This window comes from Pacificoceanicola niger (assembly GCF_048553275.1).
Taxonomy (GTDB): domain Bacteria; phylum Pseudomonadota; class Alphaproteobacteria; order Rhodobacterales; family Rhodobacteraceae; genus Pacificoceanicola.
Window position 1 is genome coordinate 81,973 of record NZ_JBLZMW010000018.1, and the last position, 18,868, is coordinate 100,840.

Here is an 18,868-nt window from a genome sequence, read left to right on the forward strand (position 1 = left end):
TCTCCTTCAGTTCGATGCGAGCGCGCGCGGACATTGCGCGGCGTCAGGGGTGGCTCGGGGGGGTTGCGGGCCGCGCAGCCAATCGGAGATCCGCGTGGCGAGCGTGGTGGGGTCCGCCTCCTCGGGCAGGTTGTGGCCTGTGGCGGGCAGGGTGATCAGGGTCGCGTTCGGGATTTCCGCCGCAAATGTCGTGGCCAGCGGCAGCGGCAGCCAAGCATCCTCCTCGCCCCAGATCAGCAGCGTCGGCAGGGTCAGGCAGGGCAGCTCACCGGCGCGCGCAAAGCTGATCGCGTTCATCCGTGCAAAGAGCGCATCGCGCGCGCCCTCGCGCAGGAGCAGGTCGCGGTAGCGGTGCACCAACGCGTCGGTGATCCTTGTGTCGTCGAACATCGCCTCCTTGAGGTTGCCGCGCACCACGAAGTCGGGCGTCACGTTCTTGAGCATCGGGCCGATCACCGGCGTGCGGGCGATTTCCCAGGTCAGCGGGCTGGGCGTCGGCAGGCCGGTGGGGGCTAGCAGCACAAGTCGGTCCGTCAGCTCGGGGCTGTCGAGGCCGAGCGTCCAGGCGATCTGGCCGCCGGTGGAATGGCCGATGATGGCCTCCGGCGTCAGATCCAGCGCGCTGAGAAACGCGCCAACCAGCGCAACGTTGTCGGCGTTGGCAAACCCGGTCTGCGGACCGGCGAGGGAAAGCCCGCTGCCCGGCAGGTCGAGCGCGATGACGCGAAAGCCCCGTTCGGCGAGCGCCAGCCCAAGCGCGGTGTACGCGCCTTGCTCGGCGCCTGATCCGTGGATCAGGACCAGCGCCGCGCCGGCGCCCCGGTCCGTGTAGTGCAGGCGCGCGCCCAGGACGTCCACGAAGTGCGAGGCCGGGGTCTGATAGGTGGTTCTTACCTGTTCATAAGGGATATCGGCGCGATATCCGGCGGCCCAGAGCGCGAGCGCCGCGCCGAGCACGGTGGCCCCGATCAGGGATTTACGACCGGGCATGGCGCAGGCCCCCCGTGCTTGCCGGAGCCGGACGCAGGTTGGCGCGCAGGATACGAACCACTGTGCCGGGGGTCAGGAACTGGTTCCAGCGTGTCACACGCCCGATGAACAGGTGCAGGCGATGGGCGACAACAGGATCGCGCACGGCGGCGCGGGAGATCAGCTTTTCCAGCAGGTTCGCCTCGCGACCGGAGGAGGCATCGCGGATGAAGTATTCGTGCCCCGCCAGCATGGATTTGTGCTGTTTGGCATAGGCGCTCAGCGCCGCCTGTTGGCCTTGCCCGGAGAGCAGCGCCGGTCCGACGCGCTCGGCCATCCAGTCGGCGGCCTGCATGGCAAAGCCGCAGCCTACGCCGGACATGGGATCGCAGCTCATGCAGGCATCTCCGACCAGCGCAAGGCCCTTGTAGCTCGCGGGACGCCAGTAATCGTTGAGTTTGCGCATGCCGCGGATCTCGGAAGCGGGGACCGCGCCGGATTGGTCTGGGGCGTTCGGCAGGTCCCGAAAGAAGGATTCCAGCGCCCCGCGCTTGTCCGCTCCCCAGGCCGCGTAGTTCTCTTCGCAGACAAAGCTGCACAGCATGGTCAGATCGCCATCGAAGGGATAGGCAAAGCCCATGTCGCGGCCAACCTGCCAGAACTGCGCGGTCTTGCCGGTCTTGAGCGGCATATTCTGGTAGTAGGAGTAGTAGACGAAGCGGTTGTTTTCGCGCTTTTTCGTCGGGACCTCCGCAAGTTTCGCGCCCGGGCTGCCGCGCCCGTCGGCAAGCACGATCTGTTTCGCGCTCACGCGCACGGGACCATCGGCAGTGGTGTAGGAAAGTCTGCGGAAGGTGCCGGTTTCGTCGGCGGTGAGGTCCGTCAGGGTGGCCCCGAGATGCAGCGTCAGGGTCGGCTCCGCCGTCATCAGCTCCAGCAGCAGCGGGTCGAGCACCTTGCGCCGCACGGAATAGCCGTGGGCTGTGTCGGCCTCGCCCGCGCCTTCGTCCTTGATCCAGCCGAATTCGGTCCAGATCTCGGCACTGTTGCGGATCGCTCCGGCGGCGTCGAGCTTGTCCTTCAGTCCAAGTTTTTCGATCACCGGAAGGGCCGAGCGCTGGATGAAGGTGGTGCAGACCTTCTTGTAGGCGGTCTCGTCAGGTTTGCGGTCGATGGCGAGGACAGAAAGCCCCTGCCGCGCAAGCAAAATGGCGCTGGCCGCGCCGCCGGGACCGGCCCCGACGACAACAACGTCATAGGATTGATCGCTCATGGCTCAGGCTTCCTCTTTCTCGAAGGGCGCAAAGGCGGGTGCGGCGCAGGGCACCGCCCCGGCGAGCGCCTCGGTGATCACGGTGGAGCGCAGCCACAGCAGGCTGAACGAGCCGGCATCGCCAAATCCGTGCGTGGCCTCGCACAAGCCATTTAGGAAGACCTTTGGCGGCTCCTGTCCCGGCACGGCGGGGGCGTGGTCGGCAAATTTCAGTGAATAGTCCCGGGCCACGTCAACGCCGCCGTCGCTGCGATAGGCGCAAGCCTGCGACAGGCCGCGCATCAGCGGATGATAGGCCTCGCGCCCGTCGCCGCTGCCGAAATTGCGAAAGCCGGTGGCGACGACGATGGCGTCGGTGAGCTGGCTGCGCCGCTCCTCGGAGTAGGCATCGCGGGCGGTGATCCGCAGGCGCCCCTCGGCGGTGCGCGAGATATCCTCGATCAGGGTGTTGGCGCAGAGGGTCAGCCGCTCGACGCCGGTCACTTTCTGCTCGTACATGATCATGTCGAGTTGCTCGATCACGTCATGGTCTGCCGCGCCGTAGTTGGAGCGCCAGAGCTCTGCCGTCATTTTCTGCTGCTTTTCGATGGACGCGTTATAGAAGTAGTCGACAAATTCGGGCAGGTAGATGGCCTCGGTGAAGGGGCTGAGGTCCTTTTGCTTGAAACCGAAAGAGCGCGTCATGGAGGTGATCTGCACCGACGGGCTGCGGCCCAGCAGATCGAGGATGATCTCCACGCCGGACTGGCTGCCGCCGACGACGGTGACGTGTTTGACGCCCTCTTCCATCCAGGCCTTGGCGTGGCTGAGGTAATCGGTCAGATGCACCACGCGGTGGCCCATATGCGGGGCGAAGACCGCAGGGATGTTGGCGCTGCGCCCGGTGCCGATGCTGACGTTGCGGGCGAGGTACTCGCGGCCCCCCGCGACCACCCGGATCAGGTCGATGCCGTCGATCACCTCGCGGGTGAGGGCGGTCACGGCGCTGTCATAGCGCACCGCGTGGTTGAACTGCGCCGCGACCCATTTGACATAGCCGAGGTATTCGCTGCGCGGCGGGAAGGGCGCTTCGAGGTTGAGAAAGTCGAGCAGACGGCCCTTGGCCTTGAGATAAGACAGAAAACCGTAGATGCTCTGCGGATTGCGTGGGGTCACGAAGTCGCGCAGCGGGTTGTGCTGAATATCGGCCCCGGCAAGGGCCATGTCCGGGTGCCAGCTTGCCTCGGGCGCGGCCTCAAGAAAAACCGCGTTCTCAAGCCGTCCCTGCTCTTCGAGGGCAATCGCCAGCGCGATGTTGGAGGGGCCGAAGCCCACACCGATAACGTCGTAGATCCGATCCTGGATCAGGGGAAGCGCGCCGTCCATCATGCCACCTCGTCGATCTGGGTGTTCAGGGTTTGCTGAACTGCGCCTGCGATGATCCGGCAGGCCGAGGTGATCTCTTCGGCGCTGGCGGTCAGCGGTGGCAGCAACTTGAGCACCTCATCATGCGGACCGCAGCACTCGACGATCAGCCCGGCGTCATAGCAGCGCGCACGCGTCGCGAGGGCGTCCTCTGGATCGGCAAAGGCCAGACCCTGCATGAAGCCGCGCCCCTTGCAGGTGAGGCCATAATCCTGTGCGATGCGTGTCAGATCGGCGGTCAGCAGGGCGATCTTTCCTGAGAGGTCCTGCTGAAACGCGCCATCGCGCCAGAACAGCTCAAGCGCTCTGGCGCCGGTGACAAACCCGTGGCAGTTGCCTCGGAAGGTGCCGTTATGCTCGCCGGGAGAGAGCACGTCGATCTCCGGCTTGAGCAGCACCATAGCCATCGGCAGGCCATAACCCGAGAGGGACTTGGCGAGCAGGATCATGTCCGGCGTCACGCTCATCTCCTCGAAGGAGAAGAAGCTGCCGGAGCGGCCGCAGCCGGCCTGAATGTCATCGACGATCAGCAACGCGCCGTGCTTGCGGGCAATACTTTCGATCCGGCGCAGCCAGCGGCCAGTGGCGGCATTCAGACCGCCTTCGCCCTGGATCACTTCGAGCACGAAGGCGGCGGGCGCGTCGAGGCCGCCCGAGGGATCGTCGAGCAGCGCTTCGATGTAATCGGCACTGTCGATGCCAAGTCCGCGATAGCCCTCATAGGGCAGGCGGGTCACGCCATCGGTGATCGGGTTGCCGCTGCCGCGATGATGGCCGGAGCCAGTCAGCGCCAGTGCGCCGAGGGTGCAGCCGTGAAACCCGTTGGTGAAGGAGAGAACAGTGCGGCGGCCAGTCGCCTTGCGGGCGATCTTGATCGCGGCCTCGACGGCGTTGGTGCCGGTTGGGCCGGTGAACATCATGCGGTAATCCATGCCGCGCGGGGTCAAGATCACATCGCGGAACGTCTCGCAAAAGCGCTGCTTGGCCCCGGTGTGCAGATCGAGCGACATCGCCGGGCCACCGGATTGGATATAGTCGACCAAAGCCTCCGACAGGCGCGGATCATTGTGGCCATAATTCAGCGAACCGCAGCCCGCGAGAAAATCGAGGTAGGCGCGGCCATCGGCATCGGTGAGCGTGCTCCCTTGTGCTGTGGCGAAATCGGCGGGAAAGGCCCGGCAATAGGTCGCGACCGAACTTTCGAAATCATACATGACAGTCTCCCGTGTGGGTTATCGTTGGTTGGGCGGCACAAGGCATAAGGGCGCCGGGCCTTCGAAGCGGGGCTTCGAAAGAGGAATGAACGGATTGAATTTCGGGGAGTGGGCCGGCCCTGGCCCATGTCCGACCGGGCCGGCAATCAAAGTGGCTTGGTCAGCCGGAAAGCATCAGCAGCCGCAGGTGACTTCGGTGCCTTCGCGCGCTTCGATGCCGGTGGTGGCATAGCCGTCGCGGATCCACCAATCGAGACCACCCATCAGTTCCTTGACCTTGAAACCAAGCGTCATCAGCTTCAGCGCGGTTTTCGTGGACGCATTGCATCCGATGCCGTCGCAGTAGCAGACGTAGGTCTTCGACTTGTCGAGATAGGCGGTGGATTTCACGCAGATCTCGCGGTGCGGCAAGTTGATGGCGCCGGGGATTGCCTCCTTGGTGTAGGCCTCGGCGGATCGGCCATCGACGACGACAACGTCAGAGCCTTCTTCCTGCAGCGCGACATAGGTGTCCCAGCTGTCCATCTCGTAGGCGAGCTTTTTCTGGTAGTGCAACAGTTGTTCTATATCCATTGGGTCTGTCCCTTTCGCTTTGGTCTGGTCGGTCCGTTGTTCATTCATCCGGCGCAGAGTCCTTGTGCTTGGGGCCGGAGCGCCGGCTTGTCCTCACGCTAGGGGATTCTGCGTCCTGAGGATATTCCCCCGAAAAGGGTGCCGAAATGTAGCCCCCCAATTGAGGGGGGTGGTGGCCAAGCCCTGGCAGCGTAGGCTTTCAGTGCAGATTGCCCCAAGACAGGCGATCGCCACCACCAAGATGACCCAGCCCACCGAAGGACACGCTTGCCATGACCGTTTCATTCTCCCCGTCCGCCGATACCGGCCTCGCCGTGCCGCCCGATTGGGGGACATTGCATGAAGAGGCCCGAGACCTGGCCACCCGCGAGGCGGTGCTGGCGCCGATGCTGTCCACCTATTTTCCGGGGGGCGGCGACCTTGCCCTCGCGCTTGGCGCGCGGCTGGCCGACGCGCTGCAGACGCCCTGCCTCGGCACCGATCGCTTGCGCGTTCTGTTCGTCGAAGAGTTGCGCCGCGCTCCGGCCCTTGTCCGCGCGGCGCAAGAGGATCTCTTTGCCATCCGAAGCCGCGATCCTTCCTGCGAGTCCTATTTGCAGGCCTTTCTCAATCTCAAAGGCTTTCAGGCGGTGCAGGCCTACCGCATCGCTCACGCGCTCTGGCACGGCGGGCGGCGAGAGCTGGCGCTCTGGCTGTCCAATCGGGTGTCCGTCGCCATTGGCGTCGACATCCACCCGGCCGCGCGCATCGGCCTTGGTGTCATGTTCGATCATGCTACCGGCGTCGTGATCGGAGAGACGGCGGTCGTGGAGGACAATGTCTCGATCCTGCAGAACGTCACCCTCGGCGGCAGCGGAAAGGAAGAGGGCGACCGCCATCCAAAGGTGCGGCGCGGCGTGATGCTAGGCGCCGGGTCCAAGATCATCGGCAATATCCAGATCGGTGCGAACGCCAAGGTCGCGGCGGGCAGTGTCGTTCTGAAGGACGTGCCGCCCAATTGCACCGTGGCCGGGATACCGGCGCAGATCGTGCGCATCCACGACGCCGGGCTGGCCCCGGCCGAAAGCATGGACCAATCGCTTTGAGCGCAAATTAGTAGATTTTTGTCATGATCCCGTTACAATTTCATGCATGCGGATTCTGTGTCTCTTCCTTCTCGCGCTTGTTGCACCGCCCGCGCTGTCGGGCAGCCCGATTGGCGAGGTGATCTGTTCGCCCACAGCGGACATGACCGAGCGACTCACGCAGCGCCTGCAAAGCGCCAGGGTTGCGTCCGGATTGCGCAATCCCGAAGAGGTTGTCGAGGTCTGGGCCGACGCAGCGGGCGACTGGACTATGGTGATCCGCTATTCCTCCGGACAATCGTGCATCGTCGCCATGGGCGACTACTGGCAGGAAAGTGGCACCTGAGCGACGCAAGACGTTGACACTGCGGGAAAACAGGGTCGGACGCGGACCGTTCGCTCCAGTCGATTGTCATATATCTTTTACCGTATGGACACAAAACTGAAGCCGAACTGTCAAGGAACTGACGTCCGCGCTCTGTAGCACCGCCCGGAAATCATCCGGGGGGCGCAATGCTCAAGGTCGAAAATCTGACGAAGCGTTTTGGCGACAAGAACGCCGTTGATATGGCGAGTTTTGTCGTCGAAGAACCCACCATGATCGGCGTGATCGGCCGCTCTGGTGCTGGCAAATCGACGCTGTTGCGGATGCTGAACCGGCTTTCGGATTCGACCGATGGCACGATCCTGTTCGACGGGCTCGACGTCACCGGCCTGACCGGGAAGGCGCGGCGCGACTGGCAAAGCCGCTGTGCGATGATCTTTCAGCAATTCAACCTCGTGCCGCGCATGGATGTGGTGTCTAACGTGTTGCATGGCACGCTCAACCGGCGCTCGACCCTGTCGACGCTGTTCAATCTGTACCCGCAATCGGACATTCACCGCGCCATCGAGATCCTCGACCGGCTTGGCATTGCCGAGCAGGCCCCGAAACGCGCCGAGGCGCTGTCGGGCGGTCAGCAGCAGCGCGTCGCCATTGCCCGCGCCCTGATGCAGGACCCGGCGGTGATCCTTGCCGATGAGCCGATCGCCAGCCTTGATCCGATGAACGCGCAAATCGTGATGAAAGCCTTGCGCACCATTCACGAAGAAGACGGGCGCATGGTGATCTGCAACCTGCACACGCTTGATACCGCTCGGCGCTATTGTGACCGGGTCATCGGGATGCGCGACGGGCGGATCGTCTTTGACGGCACGCCCGACCAGCTGACCACCGGCATGGCACGGGAAATCTATGGCGCGGGCGCGGATTTTTCCGAAGCCGCAACCTCCACCGAAATCGAGACGCTCGACAGCGAACTGGCGGCCATCGCCCGCGCCGACGCGCTCGTCTGATCTGACTGAATTACAACACTCATCAATGGAGAACATGATGAAAAAGCTGATCGCACTTGCCCTGACCACCACCGCGCTGGCCGGTGCCGCGCAGGCTCAGGACATCACCGAATTCCGCATCGGTGTGCTGGGCGGGGAAAACGCCCAGGACCGCATGAATTCCTATGCCTGCCTGCAAGACTATGCCGCAGACGAGCTGGGCGTCGAGGTCAAGATCTTTGCCCCCGCTGACTACAACGGCGTGATCCAGGGCCTGCTCGGCGGTACGCTGGACATGGCATGGCTTGGCGCGTCGTCCTATGCCGCCACCTACCTGCAGGACCCCGAAGCGGTCGAACCGGTGCTGGTCAAGCAGAACATGGACGGCTCCATCGGCTATCATTCCATCGGTTTCGCCCGCAAGGACAGCGGCGTCACCTCGCTTGAAGACCTGCAGGGCAAGGTGTTCGGCTTTGGTGATCCGAATTCGACCTCCGGCTATCTGATCCCCTCGATCGAGATCCCGCAGGCCACCGGCCACACGATGGAATCCGGCGACTATTTCGGTGAAGTGAAGTTCACCGGCGGTCACGAACAGACCATCGTCGCTGTCTTCAACGGGGACATCGACGGTGGCGTGACCTGGGCCGATGCGCAGGGCAACTGGGAAGATGGCTACAACTCCGGCGCGCTGCGCAAGGCGGTGGACGCGGGTCTCGTCGACATGAACGAGCTGGTGCAGATCTGGCAGTCCAAGGTTATCCCTGAAGGTCCGGTGGTGCTGCGCAAGTCGCTGCCGCAGGACGTGAAGGCGAAAATGACGACGCTGGTCGACAACCTGTATGAAACCGACCCCGATTGCGCCTATGGCGTGGCTGCCGGTGAAACCCTCGGCTTCATGCCGGTCGAACATTCGACCTATGAGAGCGTGATCGAAGCCCGCAAGGCGAAGATCGGCGGCTGATCCCGCCCTGATGCCGGTGCCGGGGGCGACGCTCCCGGCATCGTTTTTCGTCCGTATCGGTCACTTCCGCACGCCTCCGGTCCTGCCGGGTAAGCGGCGCGGCTCCGGCGCGGGCATCCTCTACCAAGGTTCCCTTACATGACAGACATCACCGCCAGCGGACCGGCTCCCGTGTCGCGCATTCAGTCCGACTACATGGAGCAGGTGCAGCGCAAGCGCCTTTACGGCGGGTTGACCCTGCTGATTTTCGTGTTGCTCATGGTGTCGGGTTTCGTCGTGGCCGATGACCGCAATGCCGGCGGCTTCTGGGACGGGCTGGCGCATCTCGGGGATTATCCCGCCGACGTGCTGTCCGAGGCCTGGGAGAAACGCGCGGACCTGCCCGCGCTGATCGTGAAATTCTTTCCGGCTTTGGTCGAGACCCTGAACATCGCCGCCGTCTCCACGCTCCTTGGCGCCTTGGCCGGGACGGTTCTGGCTCTGCTTTCGACGCGCGGGCTGGCCCGCTGGCCACGGCTTACGCCGCTGTTTCGGCGCGGCATGGACATCATGCGGGCGGTGCCGGAGATCGTCATCGCGCTGGTGCTGATCTTTGTTCTGGGCGGCGGGCCGGTTCCGGCGATGATCGCCATTGCCATCCATACCGCCGGGGCGCTTGGCAAGATGTTCTCCGAAGTGGCCGAGAATGCCGATCTCAAACCGGTCGAGGGTCTTGCCTCCACTGGGGCCACATGGCTGCAACGCATGTGGCTTGGCGTGCTGCCGCAGGTCGCTCCGAACTTCCTGAGTTATGGCTTGCTGCGCTTCGAGATCAACATCCGTGCCTCTGCCATCCTCGGCTTTGTCGGGGCAGGGGGGCTTGGCTATGAGCTGCGCAACGCCATGGCCTGGGGGCCGGGGCGCTTTGACGAGGCAGCAGCCATTTTCATCCTGCTCTTCGGCTCCATCGTCCTGTTCGATCAACTGTCCAGCCGCCTGCGCAACCGTCTGACCGACGGTCAGGCCGGCGGGCATGCCTGAAGGAGGCCACCCCATGACCACCGCCACCCTGAGCCTCATGCAGGACGAGGCTGACCGTCTGTTTGCGCGCAAGCGACTGTTAGCCCTTGCCATGCCCGCCGTGGTTTTGGCCTATCTGACCTATATCTTCTTTGCCTTCGATATCATGGGACTGGCGCAGCGGGCCCGCTGGGACAATGCTGTAACTCTGGCCTCCGACAGCTGGTCCTACAAGATTCATGTGACTCGCGACCACCGCTCCGGCGGCATCGAGTACAGCGTCGAGGGCGAGCGCAAGGGCGCTTATCCCGAGGGCACCCGCCCCGCGTGGGTCACCGGCGATGCCATTACCACCGTTGATCTTGGCAAAGGCTATGTCGTGCGCCTGCTGCCGGGCAATGCCACGGAAATCGACGTGCCCGGCTTCGGCTTGATCGAAGCGCATTTCGACGGGCGGTCCATCATGACCAACCTGCCCGAGGAGGTCCCCGACTGGATTAACGCGTCGCGCACGCGCGTCAGCCTCACAACGCCGGAGGGCCGCATCACCATCACCCGCTCGAAGACGGAGATCTTCAACTATTTCCCGGGGTGGGAGCTGTTTTTCTATACCTTCGACAGCCCGTATTACGACCGGTCCCCGACCGAGATCCTCTTTGGCGACCGCCTCGATCCGGACCGCTCGAACCTCAAAGGCGCTTGGGCGGATTTCTGGGGCAATCCGATGTGGCGGCACGGCGATGTGGCCTGGGCGATGGGCGAGACGCTGCTTATGGCGTTTCTCGGCACCTTCGGGGCGGCGATTATCGCCCTGCCGCTGGCCTTCCTTGCCGCCAAACGCTTTGCACCGCTGATGGCCGTACGGTTTGCCATGCGCCGGGTGTTCGATTTCGTCCGCGGGGTCGATGCGCTGATCTGGACCGTGGTTCTTGCCCGTGCCTTTGGCCCCGGCCCGATGACCGGCGCGCTGGCGATCCTGGTGACGGACAGCGGCACCTTCGGCAAGATATTCTCCGAAGCGCTGGAAAACACCGACGCCAAACAGGTTGAAGGCATCGCCTCCACGGGCGCCAACCCGGTGCAGCGCATCCGCTTCGGCGTGATCCCGCAGATCGTTCCGGTGCTGCTCAGCCAGGTGCTCTATTTCCTCGAATCCAACACCCGCTCCGCCACCATCATCGGCGCGATCACCGGCGGCGGCATCGGCCTTTTGCTGACGCAGGCGATCCAGACCCAGAAGGATTGGGAAGAGGTCGCCTATTACATCGTGCTTGTGATCCTCATGGTCATGCTGATGGACTGGCTCTCGGGCAAGCTGCGCGCGCGTTTGATCGGCAGCCGGGAGGGGCATTGATGGTGCGGGTCCTCATCACCGGCGTCAATCGCGGCATCGGGCGCGCGTTGGCGGGCGAGGCGGCGGAGCGCGGTTTCGATGTCACGGGCACCACACGCAGCGGGCAGGATGGCACGATTGCGCTGGAATTGAGTGACGTAACCGGCATCAAAACCGCGCTGGACGGTATCGGCCCCGTGGATATCCTCATCAACAACGCGGGCGTCATCGGGCCGGACCGACAATCGCCGCTGGATATGGATTTCGAGGGCTTCGCCGAGACCCTTCACATCAACACACTGGCCCCGCTGGCGGTGGCGCAGGCCGTTCTACCGGGGCTGCGCCAGAGCAATGCCCCCAAAATCCTGACCATCTCCTCCCAGATGGCATTCATGGGGTACCGCAAGGCCGATCGCATTGCCTATCGCGCCTCCAAGGCGGCGGTGAACAAGGTTATGCAGGGGCTGGCCACCATGCTGGAGCCGGACGGCATACCGGTGGCGCTGGTCGATCCCGGCTGGGTCCGGACCGACATGGGCGGAGCCGGGGCAGACGAAAGCCCCGACGTGGTGGCGCGCGGCATTCTCGACATCGCCGACCGCCTGTCTCTCGCCGACACCGGGAAATTCTTTTGCTTCACCGGCGAAGAAAGGGCGTTCTGACCCATGCCGCGCCTGAACGAAGATGTCCTTCTTCATCCCGACTGCGAGATCACCGGCAGTACCTTTGGCTGTTACACGGAAATCGGACGCAGCAGCCGCATCGCACATTCCAGCCTTGATGATTACAGCTATTGCGACCGTTACGCGGATATCGCCAATGCGCGCATCGGCAAGTTCGCCAATATCGCTGCCTTCAGCCGGATCGGCGCCACCGACCATCCGCTTGATACTGCCGCCTGTCACCATTTCCTCTATCGCTCGGACGATTACTGGGACGATGCGGACCGCGATGACGCCTTCTTTGCCCATCGCCGTGCGCGTCTTGTCTACATCGGGCATGACACCTGGATCGGTGCGGGCGCGATGGTCAAGCCGGAGGTCACGTTGGGCCATGGTGCGGTTGTCGCCGCCGGGGCCGTGGTCACGAAGGATGTCGCGCCCTACACCATCGTCGCCGGAACTCCGGCGCGGGTCTTGCGCCACCGCCAGCCCCCCGGCGATTGCCGACCGTCTGATCGCGCTTGCCTGGTGGGACTGGAGCCATGACGCGCTGCGCATGGCGCTGCCGGATTTCCGCGAGCTGACCGCCGAAGCGTTTCTGGAGCGATACGAGTGATGGCTTTGGCGTCGCAGCCCCGGACCTGATCCGGGGCCTCCACCCCAAACGCCCGCTACTCCTCCAAAGTCAGCGTGATCCGGTCCCCGGCCCACCATGTCCGGCCAAATTCGACCGGCACCCCCTTGGGGTCGACGTTCAAGCTCGTTGTCTTCAGCAGCGGCGCTCCTTCGGTGACCTGCAACTGGACTGCCTGCGTCGCCGTGGCCACCACGGCGGTGATCCGGGTGGAGGCGCGGATGTAGTCTGTCACGCCGATGGCGCGCAGAGCATGGGTGACGCCGCGCGCCTCGGCCAGCGCCTCGGGCAGGCCTGGCAGCCTGTCCAGCGGGTAGAGCGATTCCGAAATCGCCACCGGTTGCCCATCTGCGAGAGATCGCCCGTGGTTCGCCAGCACCCGCGCGCCCGCCGCGATTTCCAGCGCCGCCGCCTCCCCCTCTGTGGCGGCGCGCACCTCCTGAAGCAGCACCTCGCGCCCCGGTAGACGTCCGGCGCGGCGCAGGTTCTCTGTAAACCGCACGCGCCGCCCGATGGGATAATCCGTGGGCCGCGCGGCGACAAAAGCGCCAGAGCCGCGCCGGGTCCGGACCAGCCCGGCCTCGACCAGCGAGGCCAGCGCATGGCGGACCGTGTGCCGGTTCACGCCGAAGCGGTCGGCCATCTGCGCCTCGGTCGGCAGCTTGTCACCGGCGGCATAGCGTCCCTCGGCGATATCTTCGCGCAGCGCGCCCGCGATCGCGGACCATAGGGGAGTTTTGTCACGCAAATTTCACACTTTCTGACTCGCCGGATGGGTCGGCGTCTGCGATAATAAGTCTAGTTGTATAGGAAATGGAAGATTTGTCGAGATGCGAGACGAATTCGACCCAAACATGGCCCGAAAGACCTGGATGAGCCGTCTGGCCCGCGCCCCGCAAGGCCGCGTTTCAGAGCTGCTCAAGGCATTCGGACCGCTACCCGCGTTTGAGTGGCTGCGCGCGCCGGAGGTTGGGAGCACCATGGTGCGCGGCCGGGCAGGCGGCACCGGGTCGGCCTTCAATCTTGGAGAAATCACCGTGACGCGCTGTGCGCTGCGGCTGGCCGATGGCACCGTGGGGCACGCCTACATCCAGGGTCGCAACAAGGATGACGCACAGGCAGCGGCGCTTGTCGATGCGCTGATGCAGACCGGCGCGGCGGACCGACTACGCGCCGCACTCTTGGACGCTCTTGAGGCCGAGGCCAGCGCCACAAAGACCCGTCGCGCGGCCAAGGCCGCCGCGACGAAGGTGGACTTCTTTACCATGGTTCGAGGGGAAGACTGATGACCATCACCGCACTGGATGGCGGCTTTGCCGATCCCGCGCGCCAATCCGCCGAGGTGTTTCGTGGCGTGATGACCGCCGTGGCCATGCCCGGCACGATCCACAGCGTTGACGGCGCATCGCCGCCCGCGCCTTTGTCCACCGCCGCCGGAACCGTTCTGCTGACGCTCTGCGATGCCGACACGCCGCTTTATCTCGCGGGGGACATGGCCGACAGCGCCGTGAAGCAATGGATCGCCTTTCACATCGGCGCGCCCTTGGTCGGGCCGCGGGATTGCGCCTTTGCGCTCGGCCGTTGGCCGGACCTTTTGCCGCTCGACGCCTATCCGATCGGCACGCCGGATTATCCGGATCGCTCCGCGACTCTGATCGTCGAAACCACGCATCTGTACACCGGGGGCGCGCGGCTGACCGGGCCGGGTATCCGAACCCAAGAGACCCTGTCCCTGCCCGAAACCGGCATTGACGCATTTGTGCAAAACCACACGCTGTTCCCGCTTGGGCTTGATTTCGTCTTCACCTGCGGCGACCGCCTCGCCGCGCTTCCCCGATCCACCCAAGTCAACGCGCCGATGGGCGCAAGCGAGGTGCGCTGATGTATGTTGCCGTCAAGGGTGGCGAGCGCGCCATCGAAAACGCCCACGCCTGGCTCGCCGAGGAGCGCCGGGGCGATCCCTCGGTCGCCGCGCTGAGCCTCGCGCAGATCCGCGAACAGCTCTCGCTCGCGGTCAATCGCGTCATGGCCGAAGGTTCGCTCTATGATCCTGACCTGGCCGCTCTGGCGATCAAGCAGTCCCGTGGCGATCTGATCGAGGCGATCTTTCTGATCCGCGCCTATCGCACGACACTGCCGCGCTTTGGTGGCTCAAAGCCCATCGACACCGCCGGGATGACCTGCGACCGCCGCATCTCCGCGACGTTCAAGGATCTGCCCGGCGGGCAGGTGCTCGGACCGACTTTCGACTACACGCACCGCCTGCTGGATTTCAAACTGGCCGCAGATGGGGGCGTGCCGGAGGCGCCGCGCCGCGAGGCCACGCCCGCGCCGGTCCCCCATGTCACCGACTTCCTGAACCGTGAAGGGTTGATCGAAGAGGCCCCCCACGACGACACGCCGCCGCCCGACCTGACCCGCGATCCGCTGGAGCTGCCCGCCAGCCGCGCGTTGCGCCTGCAGGCCCTGGCCCGTGCCGATGAGGGCTTTACACTCGGCATGGCCTATTCGACTCAGCGCGGCTATGCCCGCAACCACGCCTTTGTCGGGGAATTGCGCATCGGCACCGTGCCGGTCGAGATGGACATCCCCGAGCTTGGCTTTGCCGTCGAGATTGGTGAGATCACGGTCACCGAATGCGAGACCGTGAACCAGTTCAAGGGCTCCAAGACCGAACCGCCGCAGTTCACGCGCGGCTATGGCCTTGTTTTCGGCCAGACCGAGCGCAAGGCGATTTCCATGGCGCTCGTGGACCGGGCGCTTCGGTGGGAGGAACTGGGCGAAGATTTCGAGGGCGCCCCGGCACAGGACGCGGAATTCGTACTCTACCACGCCGACAACATTCAGGCGACCGGCTTTCTCGAACACATCAAACTGCCACATTACGTCGATTTCCAGTCCGAGTTGGAGCTGGTGCGCAAGCTGCGCCGGGAGGCCGGGGCGGACGCGGTGCCGGAGGCGGCGGAATGAAACAGGTTGTCTTTGACATCGGCAACGTTCTGGTCGACTGGCAACCGCATCTGGCGTGGCCCGAAATGGACCGTGCCGAGGCGGAGGCCTTTCTGACCCGCATCGACTTTGCCGACCGCAACCTGCGCGCCGATCATGGCGCACGGTTTGCCGATCTTGCCGCCGAACTGAACGATCCAGACGACAGCGCACGGCTGAACCAATACGTGACGCGCTACGCGCTGACCGTGGCCGACGCGGTGCCGGGCAGCTGGGCGCTGGTGGACCGGCTGATCGCAAAGGGCGTTGCGCTGCATGCGATCACAAACTGGTCTTCGGAAACCTGGCCCGAAGGGCTGAAAGCGCATCCCCGCCTCGGCGAGATTTTCGAAACGCTGGTGGTCTCGGGCGATGTAAAGCTGATCAAACCCGATCCCGCAATCTATCGCCTGTTCTGCGACCTTGCCGGCCTCGCGCCGCAGGACTGCGTATTCATCGACGACAAGGACGCGAACTGCGATGGCGCGCGCAGCATCGGCATGGATGCGATCCACTTCACCGGCGCCGCCGCGCTCGAAACTGCCTTGACCGAACGGGGGCTGCTGTGACCGACCAAGCCTATAATTTCGCCTATCTCGACGAACAGACCAAGCGCATGATCCGCCGCGCCATTCTCAAGGGGCTGGCCATTCCCGGCTACCAGGTGCCCTTTGCCAGCCGCGAAATGCCGATGCCCTATGGCTGGGGTACCGGCGGCGTGCAGGTCAGCGCTGCGGTGCTGACGCCCGACGATCGCTTCAAGGTCATCGACCAGGGCGCGGATGACACCACCAACGCCGTCTCCATCCGCAGCTTTTTCCAGCGTACCGCGGGGGTCGAGACCACGACGAAAACCAGCGACGCCAGCGTCATCCAGACCCGTCACCGCATCCCGGAAGAGCCGCTGCGCGAGGGGCAGATCCTTGTCTATCAGGTGCCGATCCCGGAGCCGCTGCGTTTTCTCGAACCGCGCGAGACAGAGACCCGCAAGATGCACGCGCTGGAGGAATACGGCCTGATGCACGTCAAACTCTATGAGGACATCAGCCGCCATGGCCATATCGCCACCGCCTATGCCTATCCGGTGAAGGTGGAGGGGCGCTATGTCATGGATCCCTCGCCGATCCCGAAGTTCGACAACCCCAAGATGTCGGATAACGCCGCGATCCAGATCTTTGGCGCCGGCCGCGAGCAGCGCATCTATGCTCTGCCGCCCTACACGCAGGTGATCAGCCTCGATTTCGAGGATCACCCGTTCGAAGCGTCGAAGGCCAATCACCCCTGCGGGCTTTGCGCCGCCGAGGACAGTTACCTCGATGAAGTGATCACCGACGACGCAGGCGGGCGCATGTTCGTCTGCTCGGACACGGATTATTGCGAGGCCCGGCAAGCGGCAGGCTTTCGCGGAAAGGATGCCGCATGACACCGCTTCTCTCTGTTCAGGGCCTGTCGAAACGCTACGGCAGTCATATCGGCTGCAAGGACGTGTCGTTCGATCTCTATCCCGGCGAAGTCATGGGTATCGTCGGCGAAAGCGGCTCGGGCAAGTCGACCTTGCTGAACTGCATGGCCGGTCATCTGACGCCCGACACCGGCAAGGTGATGTTCGACACCAGAACCGGCCCGCGCGACACCCTCGCCATGAGCGAGCCGGAGCGCCGGATGCTGGGCCGTACGGATTGGGCCTTTGTCCACCAACATGCCCGCGATGGGCTGCGTATGGGGGTTTCCGCCGGAGGCAACGTCGGCGAACGCCTTATGGCTGTCGGCGCCCGCAACTATGGCGACATTCGCGGCAAGGCCGCCGACTGGCTGGAACGGGTCGAGATCGACGAAGGCCGCATCGACGACCGTCCCACCACCTTTTCGGGCGGCATGCAGCAACGCCTGCAGATTGCCCGCAATCTCGTCACCGGGCCGCGCCTCGTCTTCATGGATGAGCCGACCGGCGGTCTGGACGTCAGCGTTCAGGCCCGGCTGCTCGACCTGCTGCGCGGGCTGGTCCGCGACATGGGGCTGAGCGCGATCATCGTCACCCACGATCTGGCGGTGGTGCGGCTGCTGGCGGATCGGCTGATGGTGATGAAATCCGGACACGTGGTGGAACAGGGCCTGACCGATCAGGTGCTGGACGATCCACAACATGGCTACACGCAGTTGCTGGTGTCCAGCGTGCTGCAGGTCTGAGGGAGACAGCCAATGATCGACATTCAGAACGTGAGCAAGACCTTCACCCTGCACAATCAGGGCAGCGCGGTTATCCGGGTGATGGAGGGGGCAACGCTGTCCGTGGCCAAGGGCGAATGCGTGGCGCTGACCGGCTCCTCCGGCGCGGGAAAATCGACGCTGATGCGGATGCTCTATGGTAATTACCTTGCCGCGTCGGGGCGGATCATGGTCGGTGATCTTGACGTGGCCCGCGCAGCACCGCGCGAAATCATCCAACTGCGCCGCGAGGTTCTGGGCTATGTCAGCCAGTTCCTGCGCGTCGTGCCCCGTGTGCCGACGCTGGATGTTGTCGCCGAGCCACTGCGCGCGGTCGGAATGGAGGCCGCGGCCGCCCGGGATCGCGCCGCCGCGCTTCTGGCTCAACTCAACATCCCCGAAACGCTCTGGAGCCTGTCGCCCACGACCTTTTCTGGCGGTGAGCAACAGCGCGTGAACATCGCGCGCGGCTTTGCCAACCCGTATCCCGCGCTTCTGCTCGATGAACCGACGGCCAGCCTCGACGCCGCAAACCGTGAGGTTGTCCTGAGCCTGATCGAAGAAGCCAAGTCGCGCGGGGCGGCGATTGTCGGGATTTTCCATGACGAGACCGCGCGGGCGCGCGTGTGCGACCGCGAAATCGACGTCTCGGACTTCAGCCCACGGCGGGCGGCATGACCGGCCGTCTGATCGCGGTCGTTGGCCCGTCCGGTGTGGGCAAGGACAGCGTCATGCAGGCGATTGCCGCCCGTGCGCCCATCGGGTTGGTGCGCCGGGTCATCACCCGCGCGCCCGATCCGGACGGCGAGAGTCACCAGCCAGTGAGCGGGGACGCGTTTGACACGTTGCGGGATGCGGGGGCGTTTTGCCTGCACTGGGAGGCGCACGGGCTGCGCTATGGTATTCCGTTGGCCACATTGCACGATGTGCAGGGCGGCGCGGACCGCATGGCGAACCTTTCGCGCGGGGTCCTTGCTGAAGCGCAACGGGTGTTTCCCGCGCTCACCGTACTGCACCTGACGGCCTCGCCTGAGACGCTCGCCGCGCGGCTGGCCAGCCGGGGCCGCGAGGATGCGGCCATGATCGCAACGCGGCTTGCCCGAGCGGAGTTTGCGCTGCCCGCCGGGATACCGGCCCTTTGCGTCGCCAACGACGGACCGCTGGAACAGACCGCCGCGCGCGCCCTTGCCTTGTTGCATGGCGGCGGCGACGGGTCTGACCAAACCGCCCGAACCGGGCATCCCATGAACCGCGAACCGGGACTGACGTGAC

The 18,868-nt window shown here is 64.5% G+C and carries 21 protein-coding genes and 1 pseudogene; 16 read left to right on the forward strand and 6 right to left on the reverse strand.

The window, feature by feature from the left end:
• Positions 1-6: 6 nt before the first annotated feature.
• From ACN2XU_RS19810 to ACN2XU_RS19830, 5 genes are all read right to left on the reverse strand, one after another.
• Positions 7-990 (reverse strand): alpha/beta fold hydrolase, encoded by a 984-nt coding sequence (locus tag ACN2XU_RS19810; protein ID WP_419412078.1) that lies wholly within the window; start codon positions 988-990, stop codon positions 7-9.
• Positions 977-2,242 (reverse strand): NAD(P)/FAD-dependent oxidoreductase, encoded by a 1,266-nt coding sequence (locus ACN2XU_RS19815; RefSeq protein WP_419412079.1) that lies wholly within the window; start codon positions 2,240-2,242, stop codon positions 977-979. The genes ACN2XU_RS19810 and ACN2XU_RS19815 overlap by 14 nt, the downstream gene beginning before the upstream one ends.
• Positions 2,243-2,245: 3 nt before the next feature.
• Complete coding sequence (locus tag ACN2XU_RS19820; RefSeq protein WP_419412080.1) at positions 2,246-3,610, reverse strand: lysine N(6)-hydroxylase/L-ornithine N(5)-oxygenase family protein; 1,365 nt, start codon at positions 3,608-3,610, stop codon at positions 2,246-2,248.
• Entirely contained in the window at positions 3,607-4,860 is a 1,254-nt protein-coding gene (locus ACN2XU_RS19825; RefSeq protein WP_419412081.1) for an aspartate aminotransferase family protein, read from the reverse strand. Before ACN2XU_RS19825 ends, ACN2XU_RS19820 begins: the two co-directional genes overlap by 4 nt.
• Positions 4,861-5,034: 174 nt before the next feature.
• Positions 5,035-5,433, reverse strand: coding sequence for a rhodanese-like domain-containing protein (locus ACN2XU_RS19830; protein ID WP_419412082.1), 399 nt, complete (start codon positions 5,431-5,433; stop codon positions 5,035-5,037).
• A 272-nt stretch (positions 5,434-5,705) separates the two neighbouring features.
• Here ACN2XU_RS19830 and cysE point away from each other — a divergent pair, with 272 nt between their 5' ends.
• The 8 genes and pseudogenes from cysE (at position 5,706) to ACN2XU_RS19870 (ending at position 12,385) form a co-directional block, all read left to right on the forward strand.
• The gene (gene cysE, locus ACN2XU_RS19835) at positions 5,706-6,518 is read left to right on the forward strand and encodes a serine O-acetyltransferase (protein WP_419412083.1); all 813 of its coding nucleotides are present in this window, start codon (positions 5,706-5,708) and stop codon (positions 6,516-6,518) included.
• Between the two features lie 46 nt (positions 6,519-6,564).
• On the forward strand, positions 6,565-6,843 hold the full coding sequence (locus ACN2XU_RS19840; protein WP_419412084.1) for a hypothetical protein: 279 nt from the start codon (positions 6,565-6,567) through the stop codon (positions 6,841-6,843).
• Positions 6,844-7,010: 167 nt separating this feature from the next.
• Positions 7,011-7,832 (forward strand): phosphonate ABC transporter ATP-binding protein, encoded by an 822-nt coding sequence (phnC, locus tag ACN2XU_RS19845; protein ID WP_419412085.1) that lies wholly within the window; start codon positions 7,011-7,013, stop codon positions 7,830-7,832.
• Between the two features lie 37 nt (positions 7,833-7,869).
• Positions 7,870-8,775, forward strand: a complete 906-nt coding sequence (gene phnD, locus ACN2XU_RS19850) for a phosphonate ABC transporter substrate-binding protein (protein ID WP_419412086.1) — start codon at positions 7,870-7,872, stop codon at positions 8,773-8,775.
• A 138-nt stretch (positions 8,776-8,913) separates the two neighbouring features.
• Entirely contained in the window at positions 8,914-9,795 is an 882-nt protein-coding gene (gene phnE, locus ACN2XU_RS19855; RefSeq protein WP_419412087.1) for a phosphonate ABC transporter, permease protein PhnE, read from the forward strand.
• Positions 9,796-9,808: 13 nt separating this feature from the next.
• A complete protein-coding gene (phnE, locus tag ACN2XU_RS19860) occupies positions 9,809-11,128 on the forward strand; it encodes a phosphonate ABC transporter, permease protein PhnE (RefSeq protein WP_419412088.1) in 1,320 nt (439 codons plus the stop codon).
• The gene (locus ACN2XU_RS19865) at positions 11,128-11,769 is read left to right on the forward strand and encodes an SDR family NAD(P)-dependent oxidoreductase (RefSeq protein ID WP_419412089.1); all 642 of its coding nucleotides are present in this window, start codon (positions 11,128-11,130) and stop codon (positions 11,767-11,769) included. Before phnE (ACN2XU_RS19860) ends, ACN2XU_RS19865 begins: the two co-directional genes overlap by 1 nt.
• A gap of 3 nt (positions 11,770-11,772) precedes the next feature.
• A pseudogene (locus tag ACN2XU_RS19870) lies at positions 11,773-12,385 on the forward strand (LbetaH domain-containing protein).
• A 55-nt stretch (positions 12,386-12,440) separates the two neighbouring features.
• Here the strand turns inward: ACN2XU_RS19870 and phnF are convergent.
• A complete protein-coding gene (gene phnF / locus ACN2XU_RS19875; protein WP_419412090.1) occupies positions 12,441-13,151 on the reverse strand; it encodes a phosphonate metabolism transcriptional regulator PhnF in 711 nt (236 codons plus the stop codon).
• A gap of 82 nt (positions 13,152-13,233) precedes the next feature.
• Between phnF and phnG the strand changes: the two genes are divergently transcribed.
• The 8 genes from phnG to phnN are packed head-to-tail and all read left to right on the forward strand — an operon-like array spanning position 13,234 to position 18,867.
• Positions 13,234-13,689 (forward strand): phosphonate C-P lyase system protein PhnG, encoded by a 456-nt coding sequence (phnG, locus tag ACN2XU_RS19880; RefSeq protein WP_419412091.1) that lies wholly within the window; start codon positions 13,234-13,236, stop codon positions 13,687-13,689.
• On the forward strand, positions 13,689-14,285 hold the full coding sequence (gene phnH, locus ACN2XU_RS19885; RefSeq protein ID WP_419412092.1) for a phosphonate C-P lyase system protein PhnH: 597 nt from the start codon (positions 13,689-13,691) through the stop codon (positions 14,283-14,285). Before phnG ends, phnH begins: the two co-directional genes overlap by 1 nt.
• Positions 14,285-15,373, forward strand: a complete 1,089-nt coding sequence (locus ACN2XU_RS19890; RefSeq protein ID WP_419412093.1) for a carbon-phosphorus lyase complex subunit — start codon at positions 14,285-14,287, stop codon at positions 15,371-15,373. Before phnH ends, ACN2XU_RS19890 begins: the two co-directional genes overlap by 1 nt.
• Positions 15,370-15,960 carry an HAD family hydrolase gene (locus ACN2XU_RS19895; protein WP_419412094.1) on the forward strand — a complete coding sequence of 197 codons (591 nt, stop codon included), beginning with the start codon at positions 15,370-15,372 and terminating at the stop codon, positions 15,958-15,960. The genes ACN2XU_RS19890 and ACN2XU_RS19895 overlap by 4 nt, the downstream gene beginning before the upstream one ends.
• Positions 15,957-16,814, forward strand: coding sequence for an alpha-D-ribose 1-methylphosphonate 5-phosphate C-P-lyase PhnJ (locus ACN2XU_RS19900; RefSeq protein WP_419412095.1), 858 nt, complete (start codon positions 15,957-15,959; stop codon positions 16,812-16,814). The genes ACN2XU_RS19895 and ACN2XU_RS19900 overlap by 4 nt, the downstream gene beginning before the upstream one ends.
• Positions 16,811-17,578, forward strand: a complete 768-nt coding sequence (gene phnK, locus ACN2XU_RS19905; RefSeq protein WP_419412096.1) for a phosphonate C-P lyase system protein PhnK — start codon at positions 16,811-16,813, stop codon at positions 17,576-17,578. Before ACN2XU_RS19900 ends, phnK begins: the two co-directional genes overlap by 4 nt.
• A 12-nt stretch (positions 17,579-17,590) precedes the next feature.
• Entirely contained in the window at positions 17,591-18,274 is a 684-nt protein-coding gene (gene phnL / locus ACN2XU_RS19910) for a phosphonate C-P lyase system protein PhnL (protein ID WP_419412097.1), read from the forward strand.
• Positions 18,271-18,867 (forward strand): phosphonate metabolism protein/1,5-bisphosphokinase (PRPP-forming) PhnN, encoded by a 597-nt coding sequence (gene phnN, locus ACN2XU_RS19915; protein WP_419412098.1) that lies wholly within the window; start codon positions 18,271-18,273, stop codon positions 18,865-18,867. The genes phnL and phnN overlap by 4 nt, the downstream gene beginning before the upstream one ends.
• Position 18,868 lies beyond the last annotated feature (1 nt).